Source organism: Termitidicoccus mucosus, from assembly GCF_038725785.1.
GTDB classification, from domain to species: Bacteria; Verrucomicrobiota; Verrucomicrobiia; order Opitutales; family Opitutaceae; genus Termitidicoccus; species Termitidicoccus mucosus.
Genome location: NZ_CP109796.1, coordinates 7,638,614 through 7,664,155, shown reverse-complemented (window position 1 = coordinate 7,664,155; position 25,542 = coordinate 7,638,614). Strand labels below are relative to the sequence as shown.

General features: G+C 58.4%; 17 protein-coding genes. 6 read left to right on the top strand and 11 right to left on the bottom strand.

Going from position 1 to position 25,542, the window contains the following annotated elements; genetic code table 11:
• Positions 1-104: 104 nt before the first annotated feature.
• Positions 105-317, top strand: a complete 213-nt coding sequence (locus OH491_RS26890; protein WP_145929082.1) for a hypothetical protein — start codon at positions 105-107, stop codon at positions 315-317.
• Between the two features lie 94 nt (positions 318-411).
• Here OH491_RS26890 and OH491_RS26885 read toward each other — a convergent pair whose 3' ends face one another.
• The 3 genes from OH491_RS26885 to OH491_RS26875 all read right to left on the bottom strand — a co-directional run bounded on the left by OH491_RS26885 (position 412) and on the right by OH491_RS26875 (position 3,441).
• Entirely contained in the window at positions 412-1,404 is a 993-nt protein-coding gene (locus tag OH491_RS26885; protein ID WP_068772801.1) for a sugar phosphate isomerase/epimerase family protein, read from the bottom strand.
• Positions 1,405-1,441: 37 nt separating this feature from the next.
• A complete protein-coding gene (locus OH491_RS26880; RefSeq protein WP_068772802.1) occupies positions 1,442-2,116 on the bottom strand; it encodes a DNRLRE domain-containing protein in 675 nt (224 codons plus the stop codon).
• Between the two features lie 149 nt (positions 2,117-2,265).
• Positions 2,266-3,441, bottom strand: coding sequence for a dienelactone hydrolase family protein (locus OH491_RS26875; protein WP_068772803.1), 1,176 nt, complete (start codon positions 3,439-3,441; stop codon positions 2,266-2,268).
• 181 nt (positions 3,442-3,622) lie between these two features.
• Between OH491_RS26875 and OH491_RS26870 the strand changes: the two genes are divergently transcribed.
• The 4 genes from OH491_RS26870 to OH491_RS26855 all read left to right on the top strand — a co-directional run bounded on the left by OH491_RS26870 (position 3,623) and on the right by OH491_RS26855 (position 16,506).
• The gene (locus OH491_RS26870) at positions 3,623-6,517 is read left to right on the top strand and encodes a family 78 glycoside hydrolase catalytic domain (protein WP_068772804.1); all 2,895 of its coding nucleotides are present in this window, start codon (positions 3,623-3,625) and stop codon (positions 6,515-6,517) included.
• Positions 6,518-6,734: 217 nt separating this feature from the next.
• Positions 6,735-11,993 (top strand): immunoglobulin domain-containing protein, encoded by a 5,259-nt coding sequence (locus OH491_RS26865; protein ID WP_334319692.1) that lies wholly within the window; start codon positions 6,735-6,737, stop codon positions 11,991-11,993.
• Positions 11,994-12,134: 141 nt separating this feature from the next.
• Positions 12,135-15,050, top strand: coding sequence for a hypothetical protein (locus OH491_RS26860; protein WP_068772806.1), 2,916 nt, complete (start codon positions 12,135-12,137; stop codon positions 15,048-15,050).
• Between the two features lie 76 nt (positions 15,051-15,126).
• Positions 15,127-16,506, top strand: coding sequence for an MFS transporter (locus OH491_RS26855; RefSeq protein ID WP_068772807.1), 1,380 nt, complete (start codon positions 15,127-15,129; stop codon positions 16,504-16,506).
• A gap of 58 nt (positions 16,507-16,564) precedes the next feature.
• Here the strand turns inward: OH491_RS26855 and OH491_RS26850 are convergent, their stop codons facing one another.
• From OH491_RS26850 to OH491_RS26840, 3 genes are all read right to left on the bottom strand, one after another.
• The gene (locus tag OH491_RS26850) at positions 16,565-16,852 is read right to left on the bottom strand and encodes a hypothetical protein (RefSeq protein WP_145929083.1); all 288 of its coding nucleotides are present in this window, start codon (positions 16,850-16,852) and stop codon (positions 16,565-16,567) included.
• A 236-nt stretch (positions 16,853-17,088) separates the two neighbouring features.
• Positions 17,089-17,295: a hypothetical protein gene (locus tag OH491_RS26845; protein WP_068772809.1), complete on the bottom strand. Its 207-nt coding sequence runs from the start codon at positions 17,293-17,295 to the stop codon at positions 17,089-17,091.
• A 315-nt stretch (positions 17,296-17,610) separates the two neighbouring features.
• Positions 17,611-18,189, bottom strand: a complete 579-nt coding sequence (locus tag OH491_RS26840; protein WP_084442658.1) for an IS66 family transposase — start codon at positions 18,187-18,189, stop codon at positions 17,611-17,613.
• Here OH491_RS26840 and OH491_RS26835 point away from each other — a divergent pair.
• The gene (locus OH491_RS26835) at positions 18,070-18,567 is read left to right on the top strand and encodes an IS66 family transposase (RefSeq protein WP_342751110.1); all 498 of its coding nucleotides are present in this window, start codon (positions 18,070-18,072) and stop codon (positions 18,565-18,567) included. The two genes, OH491_RS26840 and OH491_RS26835, sit on opposite strands and share 120 nt — an antisense overlap.
• Before the next feature lie 180 nt (positions 18,568-18,747).
• Here OH491_RS26835 and OH491_RS26830 read toward each other — a convergent pair whose 3' ends face one another.
• The 5 genes from OH491_RS26830 to OH491_RS26810 form a co-directional block, all read right to left on the bottom strand.
• Complete coding sequence (locus OH491_RS26830; RefSeq protein ID WP_068772813.1) at positions 18,748-20,892, bottom strand: hypothetical protein; 2,145 nt, start codon at positions 20,890-20,892, stop codon at positions 18,748-18,750.
• On the bottom strand, positions 20,889-21,890 hold the full coding sequence (locus tag OH491_RS26825; RefSeq protein WP_068772814.1) for a hypothetical protein: 1,002 nt from the start codon (positions 21,888-21,890) through the stop codon (positions 20,889-20,891). Before OH491_RS26825 ends, OH491_RS26830 begins: the two co-directional genes overlap by 4 nt.
• A 14-nt stretch (positions 21,891-21,904) precedes the next feature.
• Positions 21,905-23,023 (bottom strand): VRR-NUC domain-containing protein, encoded by a 1,119-nt coding sequence (locus OH491_RS26820; protein ID WP_068772815.1) that lies wholly within the window; start codon positions 23,021-23,023, stop codon positions 21,905-21,907.
• 83 nt (positions 23,024-23,106) lie between these two features.
• A complete protein-coding gene (locus OH491_RS26815; protein ID WP_068772816.1) occupies positions 23,107-23,979 on the bottom strand; it encodes a hypothetical protein in 873 nt (290 codons plus the stop codon).
• 11 nt (positions 23,980-23,990) lie between these two features.
• Positions 23,991-25,487, bottom strand: a complete 1,497-nt coding sequence (locus tag OH491_RS26810; protein ID WP_334319693.1) for a restriction endonuclease — start codon at positions 25,485-25,487, stop codon at positions 23,991-23,993.
• Between the last annotated feature and the right edge of the window lie 55 nt (positions 25,488-25,542).

Genomic DNA, 25,542 nt, shown 5'->3' with positions numbered 1-25,542 from the left:
TGCTGCGAATCCTGAGGTGACAGGCATGGTCAGAATGGAACGGCCAAACCAAAGAAAAGAAATCGGGTGCTTAAGCATTGCTTGTCTTGCGCGGATCTTCTTAAATGGTGAAGCCAAGCAAATTATTCATAGCACATTACGAAGATCGGAATCTGCCGTATGTCGCAGAAGTTGTAGCGGCTTTGCGTACTGGTGTTGCGCACATTGCGTACAAGGTCGTCGATGCGAAAAAGATTTCTGAAGCCGAGCGTTTGCAGTTATGGGGAAAAAAAGATAACATCTATCCAGTGGTGCTGATAGGATGCTTAAATGAATAAAAAAACGATCTCCTGTCGGAGACCGTCTTGGAAATGAAGGAGAGGTTTTCCCAATCAGAAGCGACGATAGGTCCGCCCTTCGGGGATATGCCGCTCAGCCCTTGTGCGTGGGCATGATCAGTTCGCGGAAGAAGGCGGTGGATTCGGTGGCGTCACCCTTGGCGACGAGGGCGCGCATCGCCGCCATGTTTTCGGGCGTGAGCAGTTTTTCTACGCCCTGCAGGAAGCGGACGCTCTCGCGCACGGCGCGCATGCCGTCCTCACGATATGGATACTGGTCCATCGAGTACCAGCCGTTGTAGCCGATCTCGCGCAGCCAGAAGAGCAGTTCCACGTACTCCACGAAATGCAGCGACCCGACGATCATATCGTCATCCCAGGCGCGGTAGTTGTCGTTAAAGTGCATGTGGAAGAGTTTGTCGCCGTAGTGATGCAGCATGACCGCGGACTCGGCCACGTTCTCGCCCGCCATCAGGGCGTGGCCCACATCGATGCACACGCCGACATTCGGCAGGCCGATCTCCTGCACCATGAGCAGCGTGTCGGCGGCGCGGGCATGATAGGAGCGGTTGCGCGGCTCACGTGGCTTGTATTCAAACGCGAAGCGCAGGTCGGAAAACTCCGAGGCGACCGTCGCCAGTCCCTCGGCCATCCACTTGCGCTCGGTCATGTAGTCCGCCTGCATCGGGTAATCATACCCGTCCTGCCCCAGCCAGAAATTCACGAGCGGACAGGACATCTCCCGGGCGATGCGTGCGGCGGTGCGCGCCTCCTCGAGCGAGAGTCTGCGGATGGTCGGGTCCTTTGCACAAAAGCTGCCGGAGCCCCATTGCTTGTGCGAAAAGAAATCCGGGATGATCGAGACGCACTCCAGTCCGTTGCCGACAAGGAGCGCCTGCACTTCCTTCACGTTTTTGCGGGTGATGTCCCAAGATCCGACCAGCTCCAGCCCCTGCACGCCGTCAATCGTCGCCGCTTGTCTTATCATCTCCTCCTTCGGAAGATTGTCCTTGTATCCAGAAGATAGATAACGGTCGCAGGTGTTGCCCAAATTCCCAAGTATGACGGAGTAGCGCGTCTTTTTCATAGTCGGTGTATTTCGGGTTGAATACGGTTTCCGCGGCTTACGGTTTCTCAAGCTCCACGACAAACTCGGGACGCAGGTTGACGTTCTGGGTTTCGCTTGAGTTGAAGGATACAAAGGCGCGGTCTGCGCGTTTTTCCTGGCGCGGCGCGAGGAGGACGAAGCACAAGGGCCACCCGTTATCAATCGCCGCCTGCACCGCCTTCACAAGCGCATCGGACTTTTCAAAGGCGATCCATGCTCCCGCAGCAGTGCCGGAGCGGACGGTCTGCTCCGCAAGCATGTTTCCCGCATCACCGCCCGGCGTCTTCCACTCGATGTCCTGCGTCGCATTTTTCCACGAGGCATAGGACGCTGCGAAGGGCCGGGTAAGCTCGTGTACTTCCACCACGAGGTCCTTGTCCGCGGCGGAGCGGACGGAGAGACGCAGGCTGACGCTCTTGATTTTCGAGCCTTCGGGAATCGCGGCCACATGGAAGAAGAGCAATGTGCGCATGGCATTCTGCTCCTTGCCCGCCACCGTGCCGACGTTCAGCCCCGAGGATGCGGGATTTTTCACCGCCGGATTATCTGCGCGGATGTAAGTATCAGATACGCCCTTGAAGGACGCGTGGGGCTTTACGTCAAACTGGAAAGAGAGCATCTCAGCCCGGAGCGCGGGGAGCATCGCAGACAAAAGCGCGAACAGCGCAAAAAAGCGGAGGTTTTTCATCATTGTGGATTGGGTTGGCTGCCAGCATGGGGATGTCAGCAGCTATATTATTTAGTGGGATAAATCCGCGTATGGACGAATCCATTATGCAGCCAGCGGGACAAACCGTTCAACAGGATGGACACAACTCCGAAGGCAATAGAGCGCGCTTGCTAATCCACCGTCCCGCAAATGCTGGTGCTCTCCAGTTCCCGGTCATCCTTCACCGAAAAATAGAAGACCGCATCCCCGCAATCAGACAGGCTGACACGGATTTCCCGTCCATCGGTCTTTGCGGGGAATTTTTTCCACTCCCTTTCCTTCCAGGACACCGCCCGGGGTACGTGGTACAAAAACACATCCTCCGCCTCATATGACCCAACCACTGTAGCGATCACCTCGCCTCCTGAAACCACCGGGCGCAAAATGCGCATGAGAGATGCTTTTCCATTCAGAACATCGTTCACAAAGGCGTCCACCTCCGGAATCTTCCAGTTGTGCCCGTGCCGCAGCTTGTCAATGAAGGTCACATGCCGCAGCGCCTCATCGACCAGGAGCGCACTGCGCGAAGTGTTCTCAGGCGGGAAATGCGTGTCGCTATTTCCGTTCACAAACAAGATTGGGCATTTCACCCGGGCTAGGACACTCGAAGGCTCCAGCAGGCGAATCCAGCGCTCCCGATATGCGGGGCTCATCCGCCGGAAAGTATTCTTCCAGAAACCGCCCTCGCAAATGTATCCACATCCATATACAGGCACAGCCGCGCCGTATCGATGATCCATCCCGGCAACGAGGCAGGTAACAAAACCACCCCAGCTTATGCCCGTGATCCCCACCCTGCCCTGGTCCACCTCCGGCATGTCCGCCAGCAGGGAGCGCGCCCTCACCACGGCGGCGACGGCGTGGTATATCCAACCGTTTCGCAATCCCACATCGTTTTCGGAGGGCAAAAAGATGTTTGCCTGGTTCATCTCCGGGCCCGCCTGCCGGAGACGCTCACCCGTCGGCCCCTTCCCTGTCAGGTCCATCGCGATGGCAATGTATCCTTTTCTCGCCCACAATTCCGCCCATTCCCGATACGCCTTTCCCGCGCCTCCATGCACCAGCACCACGGCGGGAAACGATCCCTCGCCGGACGCCGGCTTCGCGATGTATGCAAAGACCTGCGTCGGACGCCCCTCATACGGGACGCCCGCATAACGGACCTCCTGCGCCAGCCCAATTCGCTCCCCCCACTCCACCTGCGGCGTTTGCTGCATCACCCGGATATCCCAGAAATCATCGTCGGCATCCACCCCGTACACAACCAGACAGAGACAAATGAGTACAAGCGCGAGAAGTCCTTTCATTCGGGGGAGGGATGGGATTGATTGAAACAGGCGAGGCGTATCTGTCATGAAGGCGCATCATCCGCTGTTTCAACCCCGCGCTACCGGAAACCCGTTTGATTGTTCAACAGGATGAACCCGTCGGGTTTTCACCTGAGGGCGGGAGTTGTCCTCGCAGGATTTACCCCCTTTACAAATAAACATGAAAAAATCCCCCGATGATTCCGTTTTGAATGCCTCTTGGATCTGGACCAGACAGCCATCCCCTTTTCCCAATGCCCTCGTGCGTTTCCGAAAGACATTTTCAGCGGGAAAAGGCTGGCGGCACACCCTGAGGATCTCCGCGGATTCACGATACTGGGTCTGGATCAATGGCAACCTCGCCGGGTTTGGCCCGATTCGCTCCTGGCCCAAACACTGGTATTTTGAAACCCATGACATCACTCCGTGGCTGACTGCGGGGAAAAATGTGATCGCTGTGCTGGTCAACCACTGGAAGGACGGGAATTTTCAGTATATCCCGGCAGAGCCGGGCCTGTGCGCCCGTATCACGGATGAAAAGAAGAATACCGTGTGCGAGACAGGCGACGACTGGATGTGCTCACGCGCGCAGGCCGAACGCGAGGATGTCCCCCGCATATGCGTGCAGGAGGCATTCGAGGAGCAATACGATGCGAGAAAAGAGGACGACTGGCGGCAGGCAGACTACAGGGAAACCCGGGGCTGGACAAAAGCCTTGATCGTACCGGATTCCCACAAGCGGATGTCGCCACGGCCCATCCCCTTCCTCGGGGGAGAGAGCATCCGTCCGGTGCGCCTAGTCGGGGTGGAGGAAGTGAAACCCGCGCAATCCGTCTGGAATTTTAATCTCAAGCCCTGCTTCGCACCGGAGGACCACACCTCGCGCTTTTGCTTCGTGAAGGGTTTTCTGACTACTTTGGCGCACAGCGCGCGCAGCCAGACCGTCACACTTATACGCCCCCACCATCACAGTGCGAAATTCTGGCTGAACGGTGAGGTGATGCCGCCCGTGCCCGATGATGCGGACCACGACATCGTCGGGCAGGAAGTCGCCTTTCGCCGGGGCTGGAACAGGCTGGTATTTCCGTATCCGGGATACAATGACAAGATGGCGTCGTCACTGCCCGCGGGCGGGGCGCACCTCCCAGCCTTCGTGCTTTCGGTGCGGGCGAATCATCCGTTGCGCTGGGCGTGCCGTGGCAAAGAGGGAGATGAAGGCTGGGCATTTGCCGGGCCCTTCCCCATGGACGAGGACCGCGTGGCGGCCATGCGCAGGCAGGTGGATTTCCCGCGCGTGTTGCAGGCAGCCGCCATCAGCCCCGATGCCACGGCCGGGATCGCAGGGAGAATACCATTCGCCAGTGAAGCGGAGTGGCGCGGATGGGCGGAGAGTCCGTGGCTCCAGCCGATACGCCCTGCGGAGGCAGACTCGTTTGGCAGCAGTGCCGGGGACAAGGTGACACGCTCCCTCCCCGCCGTCGATCCCGCCCCATTGCTATCGGGGAATGGAGCTTGGAGGCTGGACCCGCCAGCCAAAGGACATGATATCCGGATGCTGGTAGATTTTGGAAAGATGCTCGTGGGCAATGTCGAGTTCTCGATCGACGCTCCCGAGGACGCGGTGCTGGATTTCCATTTCTTCGAGTTCATACAAGTCGATGGCCGCATCAATCTGGCCAACGGGATGAACTGCTCCTTCCGCTACACCTGCCGCGAGGGCATACAGTCATTCCGCAGTCTCCAGCGCAGGGGGTTTCAATACATGTATGTGACGGCCAGAAATCTTGGGAGGCCGCTGTTTATATACGACCTGAAGGTCTGCGTATCCACCTACCCGCAGCGCAGGCTCGGAAACTTTGCCTGCTCGGACGAGCAACTCAACCGGATTTGGCAGGTCGGCGCGGATACGTTGCGCTGGTGCGCGGAGGACACCTACACGGACTGCCCCACCTATGAGCAGACGCACTGGGTGGGCGATTCGCGCAACGAGGGGCTCGTGGACTGGATTGCAAACGGCGACTCGCGTCTCTGGCACCATTGTCTTTTGCAGGCGGGCCAGAGCCTCGAACGCAGCCCGATCATCGAGAGCCATGTGCCGAGCGCGTGGGACAATATCCTGCCCGCGTTCAGCTTCCTGTGGCTGAGGTCCGTCAAGGAGTACTATCAATGGACAGGTGACAAAAAGGGCATCGGGACGCTCTACCCGTGGCTCCGTCGCAATATCAAAGGCATCCTGAAACTGCGGACCGAAGAGGGGCTTTTCAGGCTGCATGCGTGGAGTCTCTTCGACTGGGCTGCCATGGATATACCGAGCGACGGCATCATCACCCACCAGAATTGCCTCGCCGTGCTGGGACTGAATGACGCCGCATCACTCGCCGCCGCACTCGGCAAAAAGGAGGATGCCAGGAACTGGAAAAAAGCCGCGGGCAGCCTTGCCCGCTCGATCAACCGCCACCTGTGGGACGAGGCGCACGAGGCCTATCTGGATTGCATACACAAGGACGGTTCACGCAGCGATGTCTTCAGCCAACAGACGCAGACCACCGCGCTGATTTCAGGCGTGGCGGGGGGAGCGCGTGCCATCCGTTGTCGCCAGGTAGTGGAAAATCCTCCCCGAGCTTTTGTGAAAGCCGGGAGCCCGTTCTTCATGTTCTTTGTATTGGAAGTATTGGCACAGGAGAACCGGGGGAGGGAGATCCTGGATATAATCCGCCGCGACTGGGGATTCATGCTGGCGGAGGGCGCGTCGTCATTCTGGGAACTCTGGACGCTGTCCACCGGGCGCCTCACGCGCAGTCACTGCCACGGCTGGGCCTCCGCGCCGACCTTTTACCTGTCGCACGCCATCTTGGGGGTAAAGCCGGATGTGAAAAACCCGTCCCTGATCGAGTTCGCTCCTTGTCCCGGAAACCTGAAATGGCTGCGAGGCTCCGTACCCGTGGCCGGAGGTGTCGTAAATGTGCATGGACAATTGAAAAGCGGTTGCTGGCACTATCGGGTGCATGTACCCGGCGGGCTTCGCATCAGGAACCGCGCCGAGGGGGTGGATGTCGTGATCATCCGCAAAAAATAGGACCTACGGAAATCCCGATGTTCACCGGGTTGAACGGTTCTTTTGCTATCCCTGTGGATCTACTGGTCAGAAAATACGACGCTCACAAGAATAGACCCAATCCCTTTTTCCCGTCACCATGTTACCCGAATCGGAGTTAATCCCACACCCCTTGTTGCGGATACATTCTTCCTCGCGGCGCATGTTGATTGAACGCCCATTCAAGACCACCGCTATCATGAAAATATACAAGTTATTGCTGTCCACAACATGTTTCCTTGTCGCAATGCTCGGCAGCATTGCAGGCACGATGACCTTTCAGCAGATGAATCTCCCGACTGCCCAATACGATGGCTCGCGGACCCGCCTGATCCGCTCCGACCAAGAGTTGACCGTGGGTGTCGATACCAGCGCGTTCATCGGAAGCGTCAATGCCACAGGCAGCCTGAGAATGGTTTTTTATTTTGACCTTTCGGGTCTACCCGAGGGGGCCAAGATCACCAACGCAAGCTTGGCGCTCAGGATGCGCAATGTCGATGGGAACAGCGTCACCAAGGATGCATCGCTCGGAGTGTACGAACTGACCGAGGCATTCACCCCCGCCCAGGTGACATGGAAGAATGCCTCCACCGGAACCGCCTGGACAACTCCCGGAGGCACCACCGGGGCACTCCTCGCCTCGGTGACCCGGAACACCAAGGACTCCTCGCCTGTTATATTCTTCACAAGCACGCCGGACTTTGTATCCAAGGCCCAGAACGCATTCGATGGAGGGAGGCTCCTGTACATGGTGGTGATGGCTCCCGACCAGGAAGGACTCGGAGAGCGTGCGCTCATAGACGTGTATGGCGCGGCGGGAACCACGGTGAACGCACCGAGCCTGACCATCGAGTTCGAGGAGCAGGTCCGCAACAGCGAGCACTTCCTCACCTACGAACACAAGGGAACCGCCGATATCTCCGTGGTCAAAAACTCCGACCCCGTCACACTCCAGTATTCGATCGCTAAGGACGCCAACCCCCAGGGTTTCCTTCTCGGCTGGACGTCCGATGAGTGGTGGCTGCCTACAGTCGCGAATTTCAACAAGCTGTCGCTCAAATATAAGGTGCTGGCGGTGGAGGGCGCCAATGTGAAGCTGGTGGTCAAGGCGCACAGACGCCTGTCGGGACAATCAGACTACTGGCGCAAGGAGGTCGCACTCACCGCGGCGACCACTGATTTCGTCGAGATGACGGTAAGCGCCGCTGATCCCTTCACCGCGGGAAGCGAGAACAACCCGGCATGGGGGAATGTGAACTACCTCGAATTTTCCCTTGTCGGGGATGTGGACTCCAGCCTCACCATCCAGATCCAGAGCCCTCAGGCGCTCGACTCGGGCAACACCGTCATCTCGTCGCTCTGGCAGAAATCCCGGACGGTGACCGGAGGGGCGGATGCGTATCAGAATCTCCCGCAGTTCTTCCGGCAGGATTCGGACAATACCGGAGTCGGCTCAGGACTGGCCACCGGGCGCGGCATGTTCCTCATTGGACGAGGGAGCAATATCCTGGACACGGATATCGGAAGAGCCACGCTCCTGCAGCTCAAGGCGGACATCGGCAACTTCGGCATCGCGGGCAATGTCTCCTTCCCCAGCCTCTCCCGCTCGCAGAAGTGGCTGCAGGACAATCTGGAGGGCACCGTCTACCAGCAGGGAGGAGCGTATGGACTGTCAGAATACATCAGCGACGCACAGGCATGGCTCACCTCCGCCGACGGGCAGTCCCGCAACACCACTCCCGGTCTAGGTGGCACGGTCGGCATGACCAAGTATTTTGACCTCGGATCCCCCGCCGTCTGGAGTGCCTACGATCTCCTGTTGGACCGCGTGGCCCGGACGCAGATCAAGGAGTTCCAGCTTATCGAGACCTACTGGCCCGCGATCCCTGCCAGCGGGGGCTTCTGGGGCCACGGGGAAAACGAACTGGCCAACCTGCGCGACAGCCTGAACGGAAATGACACCGCGGACCGCCCCAGCCTCCTGAAGGACGGCACGATGACGCCTGTCGGCTTCTGGGACTATTTCGAGATGCGGCACGGCTTCCGCTGGCAGCCCGAGGACCTTGGTTATGCAGCGGACTGGGCGGACTTCCGCCCGACCACCAAGCGCGCGCCCTCCCTGATAGACGACGCCGAGGCGCAGGAGAAAAAACGCTACATGCTCATGTCCACGCTCGCCGCCTACCAGGTGATAAAGTTCTACCAGCACATCGGCCGCAGCGCCTATGAGACCGACGGCAGGGGAATCAAACTCGCAGTCATCCCCAACAAGGACCACTATAGCAACAGCTTCGACTCCCTCGCCTACCAGAGCGGGCCCTATCCGCACGTGATAGGTCACGAGTACTTCGGCAACCCGAAACACTTCACCGCCTACGAGCGCGGCCCCGTGCTCAGACGGATGTATTCAAATAGCGATACAGCAAGCACCCCGAAGGAGCAACGCCTCGTACTTGAGACCTCCGTCACCGGGCTGGGCAGCGGGGAGCCATACTGGGCCTCGCAGGTGGCGTATCTGACCTCCTACGATCTGACCGCATCCCAAGAGCCGGATAGCATGGAGAACGACTGGCTGAACTGGATTGACTCCGAGATAACGATGGAAAATCCCATGCTGACCCGTCGCTACAATGATTTTGCCGCCAAGGCGCTGGCATTCTCCGACGCACGCGCAAACGTCGCGAGGAGACCCCTGTCAGGCGAACCGGGTAGCGAAGGATTTTTTGCCCTCCTGCATACCTCGGACATCAACAAGGCCCAGCTCGCAGTAACTCCCGAGTACCACATCAAGGATGCGGCTGCCTCGCTCCATTACCCCATACTGCAACTCGACCTCGCCCAGGTCCGCGGGATGGGAAATTTCGACCGGATGCCCGACATCCTTGTGGATGATGCGGCCTATCATCTCGCCGCCGAGGTCGAGTGGATTCACGACTGGCTGAAACAATCCGCCGATCGAGTCTTCGTCGCAAACGGCTTCGCCCTCGGAAAAATCCCCGACGGGGAGAATTATTTTGAAGGATGGACTTCCTTCTACGAACCCAACGCAGCCTCCCAAACCACCGCGCTTCTGGGATCGGACCTCCAAGCCTCGGGAGTGGAAACATTCACAAGCGCGCCCGTGAGCGCGCAGGGAGACTGGACTGCGGACACCCGCTTCGACGGCTTGACGATCAACGGAGATGCCACCCTCTACACATATGCCACCGCGGACGATGTGCTGCTCTCCGCCAACGGAAAACCACTCGTATCGAAGAAAACCATCGTCGGCGACGACTCCCTGCCCAAGGGGATCCTCTACTACATCCACTTCCTTCCCGGAAAGGGCAACACCCGCGAAGTCGAAAAGGCGATACTCTCGAAAATCCTCGACGCGAAACTCAGGCAGGACTTCCTGCCCGTGGACGCCGCGAACGATCCGATAGACAACTACAAGCTCCGCCGCTACCGCACCACCGATGGCATCACCGTGGTCGCCTACCATCCCCGCGCGCTGGACAACTTCAACTTCGTGTATGACACCACCGCCATCCAGTTGCTGCCCTACGAAGACGAGGACTGCGTGGGCTTCTTCAAAGTGCGCCTCCCTGCAGACATGGCGGTCTCGGGGGACAATACCGTCATGGCTGTCAACATGCTCACCGGGGAACCCTTGAATCTGGCCGTCGAGACAATCGGGACTGACAACTACGTGCAACTGGGCCTGACCGGACAGAGCTGCGGACTCTGGCAGATCGTGGGAACCAGCCAGGCCGCCTCCGACGCCTACGTCACAAGGGCCGTCGAGATCGGAGAAATTGCGTTCGGCGCAGTCCCCACCCCGCCCTACATCACCACCGACCTGCCCGAGACCCTCCAGGTGGAGGTGGGCGATCCCATCATCCTGACGGTCAAGGCCAACGGCACGCAACCACTCCTCTACCAGTGGATGAAGAACGGCCAGGTCATTGAAAACGAAACCACCTCGACCCTGAGCATCGCCAGCGCCCAGCCCAGCCATGGCGGCGTTTACTCCGTGGTCGTGTCCAACGATATCGGTGATCCCGCCGTTTCCCGTTCCACACTGGTGCAGGTCGGCGACTACCTCGTCCCCATCATAACCGACCAACCCGCCGTCAACCAACCTGTGGTGGACCGCGGTAGCGTGAGTATCGGAGTCTCCGTGACAGGGCATCCCGCCCCCACTCTCTCATGGCAGGTATCCGAGGATGGCGTCACGTGGACTACCATCACTGCCTCGACCAATCCCTCGCTGTATTCAATCAGTTCAGACGGGAGTGTCCTGACCGTAATCAATGTGAACAGTGCGATGAACGGATGGAAATACCGCTGCATCGCACAGAACGAAGTGGACACGATCACCAGTGACACCACCACCTTGGTCGTAAAGCCCTCGCTCTACGCCAGGCCGTCGGGTATCGTATTCGATACCACAGGAGTATTATATATAACGGACTCGGAACTGCACACCGTGCACAGGGTCACGACTGCGGGCGTCAGCGGTATCCTGGCCGGGGTATCCGGAGCGCCTAGTGTCGTCAACGGCCCCGGAAGCGAAGCGAAATTCGATACTCCGCGCGGTATTCATATACATAACAACTCCTTGATAGTAGCCGACAGCGGGAACTCCCTTTTCAGGAGCATCAGCACCAATAATGGCACCGTCTCGGCCTATGTAGGTCCGCTTGCCGGACTGCTCAACGCATCCGGGCTCACATCCGACACCATCGGAGTGGTGATCACCGACAGCGGAAACCATGTCATCGCCCGGCGGTCGAGCACGGATGTGGTGACCGTCTTTGCGGGAAGCAAGGGGCAGTCCGGTTTTGTCGATGGTCCCGGAGCGGACGCCCGCTTTAATAAGCCGACCGGTATCACCTTCGGATCGGACGGGAAATTCTACATCGCGGACACGGGCAACAATGCAATCCGCGTACTCGCACGCGGAGGCAGCGGATGGGAAGTTTCCACCCTGGTGGATGCCAATGACGGTCTGAACGCACCCCGCGGTATCGTGGCAAGCGGCAGTGGCGCGGACATGGTGTTGTATGTGGCGGATACAGGCAACTCCGTGATCTGCGAGATCACCCTAGACGGCGTGGTCACTCCACTCACAGGGCATCCGGGTATCGACGAGATTGCGGGTGTGCCTGGATACCGGGACGGCACCGGTAGCAACGCCTGGTTCAACCTCCCCGAGGACATCACCATCGGGCCGGATGGCAGTCTGTATGTCGCGGATACAGGCAATGGGATGATCCGCAGGATCACCTTCAATGCGGACGATGAAGCCGTGGTCTCCACGATGGAGATCAACGGGAATCCACCGCCCCCCGCACCCCCTGCCCCAAAGCCCGCAGGCAGCCACAAGGGCGGAGGCGGTGCTCCGGGCATGTGGTTGTACGCCGGACTCTCGCTGCTGGTGCTCGCGCGATTCACAAGAGTGCGAAAAGCCTGAGAAACGGAACCTGAGTGAAATACTCTTTCACCATGCCTTGCAAACAAACGCATGGACAGGGAGGCTCCTGTCCATGCGTTTTTGCCAAGGTACCGCTGCTCCCCAAGACGGTATGCTCAGCTGCTCACATATGAGTTTTCGATGAGTTATTTTCCTAATACAAAGACCTCCGTCCTGTATCTGCTTTGCATATATCTCGTGCATATCGCGCCACCGGTTGCCTCCCGTGTCCATGCAGATGCGCACAGCGATACGTTTCAAGAGGCTGCTCTGCTACGCTATCGACTGTCCTCCGATAGCATCGATTTTACCTTGCTGGAATCCTTCGACGGACTTCCCAAGGTTGTCATGCTGCACCTGAAAAGCAGCCAGGAAGAAGCGAAGCCCCTGCGCCTGTCATTTGCCTCGACCGACATGAGGATTCCGTTTTCGCCCATCATTCCTCCGTACGTGGGACTCCATGCCAAGCGCATCAGTCTGAAAGTGTGGGTGGAAGACCCCGGCTGCCTTGCAGGCGCGACAATCGTTGCCGGACGCGAAGACGGCACGCAGGAAAAATTTTCCTTCGATCCCTCCCCCGTGCAGGCGTACAAATGGACGACTTTTTCCTGGCCTCTCGCCATGTCGGGGGAGCCTGCCTCGCGTCTGAACTGTGTTGAATTGGTATTGGAATCCCGGCCCCGCACGGATGCCTTTGCCTATCTTGCCGATCTCAACATCCAATATCATGGACAGCAGGAGCCATATGACCTGCTCACGACGGACATACCCTTGTTGACAACCGGCATGAGCACACCTCTCGAGACAAACCCGGTGCGCAGTCTGCCCGTACGCGACACGCTCGCCCTAGGCGGCTTCGATATCCACGATCCCAACGCCGCAAAGCAAATCCCCATACTCGCCACGCTCGTCAAAAATGAATTTCCCAACTGGGATTTTATCCTAGCACCGGTCTGGACTCCTCCGCTTTCCATCCATAAGGAACTGAAAAAACTGCCGGAAGGTGTGTATTTCCAATTCCAAAAAGCACGCATGGACCCCGGGTACCTGCACGCAGTGGACGCCATGCCGTGCAACGGGCGGGGAGAAGTGCTGGACAACTTCAGCAATGCCGTGATGGGCACCCATCCGGTAATACAGGAAGGGCTCAGGGACCAGATCGACTATGCGGCATCCCTGGGCATCAATAATTTCAAACAGGTAGACATGATCTGGCCCTATCGCAACGGACGCTGGGGTTATGACGATGCTTCGGTAGCCGCCTACCGGAAGGCCTTGGACGGGAAGGATGAAGGATTGGATATTCTTCCCGGTCTGCCGGGAAAACTGAACCGGGGTGGCATGATCCACTTTTGGGATTATTATGAGTACTATCACGGCTTCCGCCTGCAGCCCGCAGACCTGGAACTCAAAAACTGGGATGAGTATTCCCCCGTCTCCGAGCAGACAGCCGCCAACGGTGGCGACAGGGAGCATCTCAACCTGGGGCTCTACATCCAGCTCTATCACTATCAGTGGCTGCTCCAAGCCCAGCGTTTCGGACGTTGGGCGAAAGCTCACAATGGCACGCATGGATACACCCTGAACCCCGAGGATCTCGGCAATGGCGGAGATTATGTATTTCTCGTCCGGCTGGCGGATGCCGGCTTGCCCTACATCGAGTACTTCGGGGGACCGGCAGTACTGCGGGGCGCCTACCACAACCTCCCGATGTACATACACTCCGCGGAAACTGCCGGACGGAAATTTGGTCTGATCATGGAAATCGGGCAGACCGGGCACGGACAGCCCTACCTCGCACCGGAAATCAACTACCTGTATGCGTTTGAACTGGCCGCCGGCGGTCTGAGAAGCTATCATAACGAATGGGTGGCGGATATGTGGAAAGCCATTACGGCATTCCCTCCCGCCTCACCCCAAAAAGACTTTCTCTTCGACCGCTGGAGCGCCTGGATGACCGGGGCACTTGGGTTTGTCTTTGCCAGGGAGGAAAATATCCGAAGACCGAATACTCGGGTATTCAACATTTCCACCCGTCCGCCCGGCTATTACGTAAGCAGCTGGATCTGGGGGTTGAGCCAGGGGCCTTCCTTCGGTCCGATGCTGGCGCAGGCGCACGTCCCTTTTATGCAATGGGACAGAGCGGGCATGTCGGAAATACTGGCCGAGGCCGACATCATTTTCTACGCACCGCCATACGGTCGGCAGGAAGACGCGCAGCGCCTGCGACAGTGGCTGCAAAATCCGGGGAAATCACTGATGCTACACTCAAACGTCCCCTTTAGCATCGACGACGGACGCGCCCGACTCCTCCCCGGAGTGGAGAATGTCAATTACACAAGCGCCGAGCAGCACTATACGGACTACCTGTCAGAAAGGAATGACTTTGATCACGCCCTTTTCCCCGAGTTGAAATCCGTGCGCCCCCTGGAAAACGGTGCATGGTCCGCCCTGCCCAATGCAGAAATCCTGCTGGGGGACAGGGACCGTCCCCTGCTCTCCCGGCTACACCTTCCCTCGGGCAGCAGTATCTATTATCTGCATACCAGTCCCAGAAGGATGGATGCCGGGCAAAGCGCCGCCGTGGTCGATATCCTCGCAAGACGACTCCACCTCCCCCGCACTATCACGGCATCGTCCTCACCCGTGATGGCCCATCGCTTCTCGGCCCCGGGTTTCGAGGTTCTCGACATCTGGACGGGACTGGATATTCTCGGGTTCAAGGCGGGTTACGGCCCCCATCTTATGCCCGGAAGAGAAGCCGAGGATTTTGAGCCGGCACAAAGACCCTACCCTCTGTTATTGCCCGGAGTGGATGTCACCATCGAGGTGCCTGTCGGCGAAGCGGGTGACTACCGGGTATATGCCTTTTTTTCAGGCAATGAATGCGTAGTGCCGTCCTCCCCCGATAAGATGCTCTCGCTGAAAATTTCAAATATCTCCGCCGAACAATTCTTTTTTACCGTCGACACTCCGGGTGTTCGTGAAAAAATCAAAATGCTCAAAAAACAACGCGCTCGCCTATTTCCATACAGCCCTGATCTCCCCCGCAACTGATAAACGCACGAAACACTGCTGTTCCGCAAATCCTTTTCCCGACTGACAACTCCCTGTATAATCTGCCATCATCCAGATGAAAAAAAAACATGACTCAGGTCACAAGACCACCTTCGCCGAAAAACTAGCCTGGGGAGCAGGCGGGATGACCGAGAGCCTGGTGAATTGCATCTACTCACTGTCCTTTCCCATCTTCTCCATCTCGCTGGGCGTAAGCGCCAGTCTCGTCGGCCTCGCACAAAGCCTCCCGCGCATGATCGATGCGTTCACCGACCCGCTCATGGGCAGTATCTCGGACAACACCCGCACGCGGTTCGGCAGGAGACGTCCCTACATCCTCATAGGAGCCATCGGCTGCGGCCTGATTGTGCCTCTGATCTTCCGGCCAAATCCGGGGTGGAGCGAGCACGTATTGTTCGCATGGTTGCTGTCGTTGACCATAGTGTTCTTCCTCTTCTTTACGGTCTGGAGTATCCCTTGGAGCGCGCTCGGGCTGGAAATGAGCGACGACTACAACGACCGAACTTCGCTCCAGGTCACCAGGATGGTATTCGCAACTATCGCACAGATCGCCATCTCATGGGCATATAAACTTTGCTTCTACTTCGACAAAAACGAGTTGATAGGAGTGCGCTCGGTCACGCTGATTGTCGGGGGGATCATGTTCGGCGGCGGAGTGCTCTCCGCCCTCTTCATCAAGGAGTGGCGGAAGACAAGCAACCAGGCAAAACTCAATCTGCTCTCGGCCGTGAAGATGACCCTTCGCAACCGCCCCTTCCTGCTGGTCTGCTGCACGGTGTTGTTTTTCGCAGGCGGTGTGATCGTGGTGGAGCCGATGCTCCTCTACGTAAACATCCACCACGTGTACGACGGTGCCAGGGCCCCCGCCTCCACTATTATGGGGATCAGCGGGACGGTCGGGGTCATCACCACAGTGCTCCTGCTACCCTTGGGAGGATGGCTTTCGAGCAAAGTCGGCAAGCGACACGCCGCCTACATCGCGCTCAGCCTGATAGTCGTTGGAAAAGGATCACAGTACTTCCTCGTAACGCCGAACCATCCCTATCTGCAGATAATTTCCCGTATCATATTTCAGCCCGGAATCATGCTCATGTGGGCACTGGTCCCATCGATGATAGCCGACATCTGTGATCTGGACGAACTGCAGACCGGAGCCAGGAGGGAGGCGGTCTTCAGTGCCGTCTATCAATGGATATGGAAACTCGGAGCCACGCTCGCCGTGGCTCTGGCCGGCACCCTGCTCACCTTTTTCGGAGCCGATAGCATCGCGCCCGGAGTCAAACTGGATGCCGGAACCATTCAAAACCTGCGCATCAGCCTCGCGATCGTTCCCCCGCTATTTGGCGTCCTAGCCTTCCTCTGCATCTGGAAATACCCTTTGACCGCTGAAAAAATCCAAGAAATCAAGGAGCAAAAAAACGCGATCCCAAACTAAAGATATCCGGATGGATAAACCTCATCTTCATTTCAATTTCACATATGGTTTTGTCTGATCAAGTAGAGAACGAAAAGATAATGTCTAAAAAGTTACGCAGATTTTTAAAGCCATAAGAGTGAGGGGAAAATAACCCCGATAAATCAAAATTCTTAAAAACCAAAGAAAGCGGCGAAGGAGCCGCAGAGGACCAAGCCATGCCCGACGGAATGCCCCGGGTGAACGAAAACATGATCAGAAGCCAACTGGACAAGGTGGTGGTGAGCACGGTGTAGGTTGGGTTGTGTTTTTTGATAATAATGAGAATCACAAACATGAGACCCAGGAGAGTGCCGAATGCGGTCATGGTGATGGAGTATTGTAGAATGAAAAACCACGGAGCGCGAAACGCGAGGTCGACATCGTAAAACATCGGATAGGATACAACAAAGTCATTGCGGTGCGTCTGAACCCGGACAGTTCTAAGCACGTATATCGAACCGCCGGTTGCGCGGACAAGCGCAGCCCAATGTCTCCACTCCTCCGTCCGCAATGGGAACATTGCTCACCACTCAATGGGGAAACGCTGATTCATCCTGTTTGCTACGATTTGTTTTTTGCGCGCTTTGCCAGCAGCAGCATGGCCAGGCCGAACACGCCGAAGACGAGGCCGGAGGCGATGTTGATGTTCAACCCGTAATTGTGGTGCACGGCGTAGATCGCCGGGTCGGAAACAAACCCGTAGATGAGCAGGATCACTCCCATAATCAGAAAGAGAAGACCCATCGGAAGGCGGACATCGAGTTGCATGGTTTTACGCTGGGTTGAGGGTTAGAAAAAGAGGATGTTGAGGGCGACGGCGCACAGGAGCACCACGGTGCCGAACACCGCCGGGCGTTTCCACCAGGTCGTGTCGTGCTCCTTGATCTTTTCCGTGAGCGAAGAGACCAGGCCGCGCAGCTCGTCGTCGGTCTTGGTGCGTTTGGTCGTAAGCGTCGTCCCGGAAGCCTCCTTGACGTTGGGTTGAGGCAGGTTGCCTCGTAGTAGTCACCACTACGGATGTGCATCGTGGTCATAGTGGTGACCAAGTTGACCGCCAACTTGGTGGCTACTACGAAGTGATGCCTACGCGCGGGGTTGCCAGCGCGAGGGCAGCAGGGGGCCGAGGTCGTTCTGGTTGGTCATGGACGGCAGGCGGGTGAGCACGTCGCGCAGGTAGGCGAGCGGTTCCTTGCCGTGGCGCAGGCACGAGACGATCAGCGAGTAGAGGATGGCCGAGCGTTGCCCGGCGTCGGGGTGACCGATGAACAGCCAGTTTTTCTTGCCCAGCGCGGTGGGGCGGATGGCGTTTTCAACCAGATTGTTGTCGAGCCGGGTCTGGCCGTGCCCGACATGCCCGGACAAGGCGCTCCATTGGCCCAGCAGGTAACCGGCGGCCTGTCCAAGTTCGGACTTGGGCCGGTGCCGCGAGCGCAACGCCAGCGCCAGCGAGTGCAGCCAGCGCAGCGTCCGCTCGTAATACCTCGCCCGCCACCGGGCGCGTTCGGCCGGGTCCCGGTTCCCCCCGGCCTTCTCGTCGGCCTGATCCCAATCGCGCTCCAGCCGGTAGAGCCGGCCGACGCCGCAGCCGGACGCGGACGCGATGCCACCGGGCGCGCAAACCTGCGCGCCCGTCACTTCGCGCGAAGTCTGCGCTGGCTGCACGCCCTAGCCCTGGGCTGGCGCGAGCGCTCGCGGCCCAAGTCCGGACTCGGCGCGGCCAGCGGCTACCTGCTCGCGCAGTGGGCTCCGCTGTCCCGCCATGTCGGACACGGCCAGACCCGGCTCGACAACAACCTAGTTGAAAACGCCATCCGCCCCACCGCGCTGGGCAAGAAAAACTGGCTGTTCATCGGTCACCCCGACGCCGGTCGCCGTGCCGCCATCCTCTACTCGATCATCGTTTCCTGCCTGCGCCACGGCAAGGATCCAGCCGCCTACCTGCGCGATGTTCTCTCTCGCCTGCCCTCAATGACCAACCAGGACGACCTCGAGGCGATCACGCCCCGCCGCTGGCAACCTGCCTCTGCTTTCTCCTCGTAGTGGTCACCTCTACGACACCGGTCCACTTCGTAGTGGCCATCATTACGAAGCTCCCCCCGTTTATTTAGCTGTCAATAAGGCACCCGACCGGACGCTTACCTTACGAACCGCCCGGCTTGTCTTCGGTTATCCGTTAAAGCGGGACGAGGCTAAGACGGCCCATGCTGCCGCTATAGCGCATCAGCGGTCCTCTGGAGGAAGGAGGCTTATTCGGCATCGGTTTGCTGCAAGCGGGGGCTCCCAGAGAATGACGGTGGCATGATGATGGGGAGAACGTTGGCGCTTGTTCGTAGCGATCATCATCTTTGCTTGGATTTCCTGCATGGAATCGAGCTGGCAGCACGCCAGAATGATCAGCGGGAAGGATGGATTATCGCGGTTGCCGACGGTCGCTTGACGACAGGCCCGGCGCACGCGGTACGCCTCCTCGATGTCGGGAACGCTGGCATCGACCTGAGCATACAACTCTCCGTTGTAGCTCAACAGCTGCAGGCAGGCGGTGGTAAAATGGCGAGGCCGTGCCTGCTCCAGCATCGCTAGGAAAGCGTCGAATAGTGGCGGAATCTGCATGTTTGGCTTCGCCGGCAATGGATCGCCTCGCGTCTGGGCTTCGAAGTAACGGTTGATTTCGTCGTCAAATCCGACGGGCATGACCATCGTGGCCGTACGTCTTTCAGAGGGGTCGAAAAACAACTGACCTGCGAGAAAGTAGCCGAAGAGGTCAATTTCGTCCTGGGCGGCCAGCGCGGGATCGTCATTGGCGGCAATGCGCCGGGTCAGATAGTGAAGAAACAGCGAGGGCCGGCCGACGAGTTCGCTGATAATGCGCAGGTCGAGTAGCGATACCGCCCACGGCCATTCCGCGCCTTGAATGAAACCCAGCCGGCGGGTCAATTGCAGCCGGGTCGCTGCGTGGCCCATCGACTCTCGGGTCACTGAGATCAGAAAATGCTGCCGGAATTCACGGAATCGCAGGCGTAGCTGTTCATCGCCGCGCTCGTTCGTGAACCGCACCTCGTCGGTCGAGCGGATCAAAGTAAGCAAGCGCTGCGCTTGGGTGTAGGCATTGTCGAGCGAATCGCGGAGGTCGTCGGCGATGGCGTTCGGCGCCCCGCGTCGCGCATCATCCCCCAACGCAGACGCCTTCACCTCGACGATAAACAGGCAGTCATCGAAAACGATCAACCCGTCGACCTCGGTGTGCACGGGCTGGCCATCGACAACGCAATCATAGAATAGATTATTGTAAGGCGTGCATCCCGGCAGTATCCCGGCAATCAGGTCCACCGCTGTCGATTCCACCCAATCATCACGTCGGCGCAGAAAACTGTTTTGCCAGTATCCGCCGTTCGCGGTCCGGAGTATTTCCTCAATGATGCTCAGAGCGCCCCGGCCCAGAAGTGGAAGGTGGAATGCGTAATACCGTCCAGCATGCGCCACGAGCGGACGTTCATGTATGCGCGACGGATTGAGGGGCCATCCGCGCCAACGAGGAATGCCGTCAATGAACGCGGCGTTTTCTCCAAAGTTCAGGGCAATGCGTCGGAAGATGAGTTCGTCTACCGCATGGCGCGGTGTCACCGCAAAGACAGCCGGCGCATCCAAACCGTTGAAGGCCGCGATTGCCGTCGCCAATTCCGCCGAATGGCGAGCGCTGAATTCCGCGGAAGAGGCAAGTTCTCGCACCGCGTCGCTTTCTAGCGGCTGTCCCAATTCGCGTGCCGCTATGCCGTAATAGGCGCTCCGTGCTTCCAACCTCCTTTGATTGGCTTGGTCCAGATTCGCCTGAACACTCGCCGAGATGTGCGCAATCGCATCCGCAAACTGCCCGGAGTCGAAGCCAACGGTGGAGCGCAGAGTGGCATCGTGGGGTCCGGCAATCCCACGGTAAAGCCAGTCCAGATGATGACGGTAGCCTTCGCCGCGAACATGCAGCGTATCCAATCGGAGCGACGCGATCAGTTCCTCTTCCGCAGCGTTATTCGCACGCGAGCGACTGGTCAGACTGTAGTAAACGGATGCGCTTTGATAGATCGCGTCCAGATGCCCGAGGCATTCCTCGGCAACTACTGGCGTGCGGACGGCGGCTTCACCAGGGAACGGCTGGGCCGTCAGCAGGCTCAGGAGAAACTCAACCTGGGCTTCGCTTGCGTGTGAGTCCTCGACCACTCCAGTCTCGGTTTCCTGCTTCGCAAGATGACGAAATGCGGCGGCCGATAAAAGCTCCAGCGGGCTCGTTGTCCGGCCCAGTTCCAGAAGCCGGTCAATCCCGCGGTCGATCGGAGTGCGGTCGGGAGTTGGGCGTTGGGTCGGAGCGGGACTCATGACATTCCGGAATTCGGGGTCCTCACCCTACCGGAGAGCGGCTTTGCTTTTCCCTTCGCGGCCGAAGCCGGCGACGTCGGCGCGATCTTTGGCAGATTCAGGCCGGGAATGTCCCGGGCGAAGGTGAAAGGCGCGATGTACGTGTTGTCCTCTGAATCTGGCTGTGATAACAAGGTGGAGATATACTCGAGCTTGGGCTGCGCGATCACGACGAACGATTGCTCGGGATCGAGACTTGGAGCGTGCATCACAATGGCAGACACATTGGGATTGGCGGACAGCCATGTTTTCGCGGCGAGCCGAACCGGAGAAGAAACCGGCGCGAACAAGCGGATGCAGGCAACGTTGAGTTCGTCGGGCGGATTTGCCGGAGGAAATTTCTCCAAGTCGTGAAACGTGGATTTTTGCTTCAGGTGCGGCACGTCGATAGACCGGCCCATGTCGCTCAACCGGCGCTTAATCTCCATGCGAAATGTTATACCCAATCGAGGTAGCTGCACCTGCCAGTCGAAATTCTTGCCGGAGGGTTTAGTCGGATCGACCAGGACGGAATGTTGCACTGTCGCGTAATCCGCACCGACCACCCGCATCAGCCACCACATTTCGCAGACCGTATTGAGATGCTGGTTGGCGTCGCGGAGTTCGCTGCGAAGTGCCATCGGCCAGAGATGTGGAATGTTGGCATGCGCCCATTCTGAAACTTTCGAATAATAGAGGATGCATTCTTGATTCAGTCCTCCACCAGACATCGCGACGTGCCGCCGATCTCCAGGGCCGGCGTGGTGGATGCTGCATTCGCTACCGACGAGTTCGTAATAGCCGTAGGGCAATCGCGCCCTCTGCCCTGGGATGTGATACCAGAAGCAGCCGATCTTGTGATCGAGCCCGACCTTCGCGAAATCTGCCTCGACCAACTTCGCTCGACGCTCCAACTGCACCGGTGGGAGGAAATCCAGATTCTGGGCGGAAAAGCGAAGAGCGTCGAGGATGCTGGGCATGATGATCCTCCCTATCAGGCTTTGGCCGCCGCTTGCTTGGATGGGGTGGTAATCTTGAAGAGCTTGAAACCGAAGTGCAGGCACTCGTGATTATCGACGATCCAGCGTTTTTGGTCCTCGCTCAATTTGTCCTTCGAGGATTTGACCTCTACGAAGAAGAATTCGTCGGGCCGGTACACCAAAAGGTCGGGCCACCCCAAATAGTGCCCCCAGTAGTGCCGGATTAGATAGAGCAGTACTTTGCGCAGATTCTCCGGTCCGAGAATCATGCGGACGCGGCGGGCCGCGGCGACGTCGGCCGGCTGATGTGCCCAGAGGTATTCACGCAGTCTCTCGCTATCACCGAGCCAATAGTCGAACAACCAGTCGGAATCGTCGATCAGCATGAAGTGCCGTGCAATCGCTTTGCGGCGCCGCTTGTAGTAGCCGGGCGCGCCGAAATCCTCAGGTAGACTGGTCCAGATTTCCACACCATTGATCTTCTGGTCATAAGCGGTCCGAGAGCCAAACATGACCATGCGGTTCCGGGGGTCGGCCGGGTCCTGGACGAGGAGATACATGTAGATCCCGAAAAGGACATGGAAGGGCCGACTTTCGCATTGCATGCATTCGTATCCGCGCGCCTCAAAATACTGCTCCGCGAATCGCTCCGGGGTAACTAGCCCGGTGCTGCCTTCGATCAGAATGCCGCCCGTGGGCTGGGGTACGTGCGGTGCCGCAATGGAAATGATTTCCGTCTTGGTCGTGGCGAGCACCTCTGACTGCGGGCGCTCTAGGAAAGAGTATTTCGGATTTTGTTCGTGGCGGGCCCGGAAGTCCGCGTGCACTGCTTGCTCCACCTCCTTGCGTTTTTCCTTGCTGATTTTCCCGCCCGGAGCCCCGGGTAATTCGTCGAGTCGACGCATCAGTTCGAACGCGATCTCACGCCAATAGTAGCGGGCGATCTTGGAGGTGCGGCGGTGAATAGCAGCCAAGGGGGTATTGGCTGGCGGCAGCCCGCGGCATTCGTTGCAGATCGCCGGCTGAAAGCCATGCGTGACCTTGAAAGTCTGTCGGTTCTCGTAGTCCCTGCCGCTGGCCAGTTGGTGCGGGAGGTAGCGCTCACCAATTTCCCGGTCGCAGGCGCACATCATCACTCCTGAACAGGAGTCACAGCGATATTTCCTTACGTAGTCGTAAGGGTTCAGACAGGTCACCGCAGTGTGTGCACATGGCTTCACGCACTGGCCTCCGTCGCCCGGGGTTTGCACCAATCGCAGGAGGTATGACGGTTCCGGAAAGTTCCGTACCTGAGAGGATCGGGGATCGTTGCCGGGTGCTCGTGGGCTCGTAGAAACTCGGGTGCCAATGGCTGGCGAATGCTGTATCCCCAATTCCGGCTCCATTCTCGCGGAGCTACAGGCTGGCGGGAGACGAGTTGGAAAAATTGCGTGATGAGGGTATCGGCGAGTTCGCGTCGGTAGCTGTCGGTCACCAAATGGAGTGGCACATCGCAGGTAAACACGGTTGGAAACCCCCGCTCGCGGTGACGCGCTTGGGATTCGAGGAATCGGGGCGTTGGCCGATCGTTCTGATCCCGCCAAAGGCAGCATAGCGATTCGGGGCCATAGATCAGATAGTGGCCGCAACTCTGGATGAGTTCGCCCTTGTCCGCGGTGAAATAGACGTGGCCCTCGCGGGTGCTGAGTTTGGCCCGGCGAGCGAGCTCGTCGATCTCCGCCCTCGAAACGGTGCCTTCGAAGAGGTCGAAGGCGATCGCGGCGAGCCGTTCTCGCGTCAACGGCAGCAGTCCGTCGCGGAGGTAAGGTCCAAGGGAAAGGGGCCGGCAACCATGGTAGCTCCGAAAAAAGCTGAACGCCGCAATGATCGACTCGCGCAGATCATGTAACCTATCCTCGGAGAGCGAATCACCGGTGGCGGAATACGCTTCGGTAAGGTATTCCATCGTATCGTGGAACATGTCCTCCCCCGGGAGCTGCTGTAGATGCTCAGCTACCCTCGGCGGCACCTCGGCCCGCAAGACTGCGGCGACCGGGTCCCGCCACGACGCGGGCACAAACAGTTCGATGGTTCTGGAAGGCGATGCCATGGGGCGCGTATTCAGGTGGCGTCAGCACGGTCAACAGCCTCACGAAAGCTGGGAAGGATGTCGCCGTGCTCAACCGCGGTCCTAATGTGTTCGGCACTCAGGAGGGCAATCTGCGTGTTACCGCGGGAGCCGCGGAGCAATTCGTGTGCAGTGGTCCTCGCAAATCCGTTCCAAGATACCAGGAAACCGAGCTTTGCGCGCCCTCGGCGGTTTTCGAGTTTGGCTTGAAAGAGCACCACTTCGTTTTTTCCACAGACCCCGGACCAGTTCTTACACTCGACGAGAACGATCGGTGTGTCCCGCCATCGAGGGTCGGGGTTGGAATTCAGAACCTTGACGTCGATTTCCTCCGTGAGGGTCCTGACGCCTTTCTGGACCTCGAAACCGGGCACTCCTTTTAGCAACGCGGTGAGCAATTTCTCGAGAGCCGTGCCTTTGGCGCGCGAGTCTTCGGAATTTTCCACGGCGCTGAGCATCCTGCGAAGCGCTTCTTTCGAGCTGCCCGCAACGGGCGCCGCTGTCTGGACCTGATACTTCGTGAGGAATCCCTTCTGTCGGAGGGTTTCCAGCAGTTCGGAGGCGGACTGCTGCACATCGTCCGGGGAGCACGCCTCCATTTCAATCTGCAGGGTCGCCGAGGTCTTCGCGATTTCCCTCACCACAGCATTGTTCTGCTTCGGCTGCAGATCATCGATTCCCCGCCGCAAGAATTCGGAGAGTGTGGTCCATAGTTTACGACGATGGGACGCGCGCCATTGCGCCGGGTCGAGCCAGGCAGGAGGCCGTGCGAAATTCCAATCGACGGGCTCATCAGGCGTCAGGGCGATCCCGATCGTAATGGGAAAGTACACACGCTTCTGAAGTTCATCGATCGTCAACGGGAATGCTTGAAAGATAATCCGAACGGACACGGGATGACCGTTGATAGACAAGCGACAGATCAAGTGCCGCATGCCCGATGTCTGTTCTGCCAACTGTTTGGCCAGCTTCCGCGGGATCCGTTGTCTTGGTTTGATTCCTTCGGGCAGCTCGATTTCTGCGGCACCGATCGAAAATGGAGCAAATAGCTTTTCGAGGGCGCGGACCTGCGCATTTCGTCCCCGAATGCTCCGCACCGACTCCGCCAACGGCTCCGGCATCATCGGGTGCTGGTAACGGCCTCGCTTGAACGTGGATACCTCGTTGGTGAAGTATTGGAGCGTCGTGTAGATGCTCTCGCGCGTGCTGATCTGTGCAAGGGATCGCATCGCTTCTTTGCGCGTCTGGGTATTGCGGCTCGATAACTCTCCATAGCGCATTGCCAGTTCGCTCTGGTTCCAGCGCCATTTTTTCCAGTCCCACTCTACCGGGTACTGAAACGCCCAAAAAGGAGAGCGCCACTTCACCCGCTTGCCGGAACGCAATGCGGCCGCGAGATTGTGCAAAGCGATGTCGATGATCCAAAGCAGGGTTCGAGCGCGCCAATTCGGATCATCGCTGTCGCGGGTGGCGGCGACGCGATCATACAAATCCAGATAGCGTTGGATCCTCGCTACGTCGCGCTTCTGCTTGGTTGATGGCCGC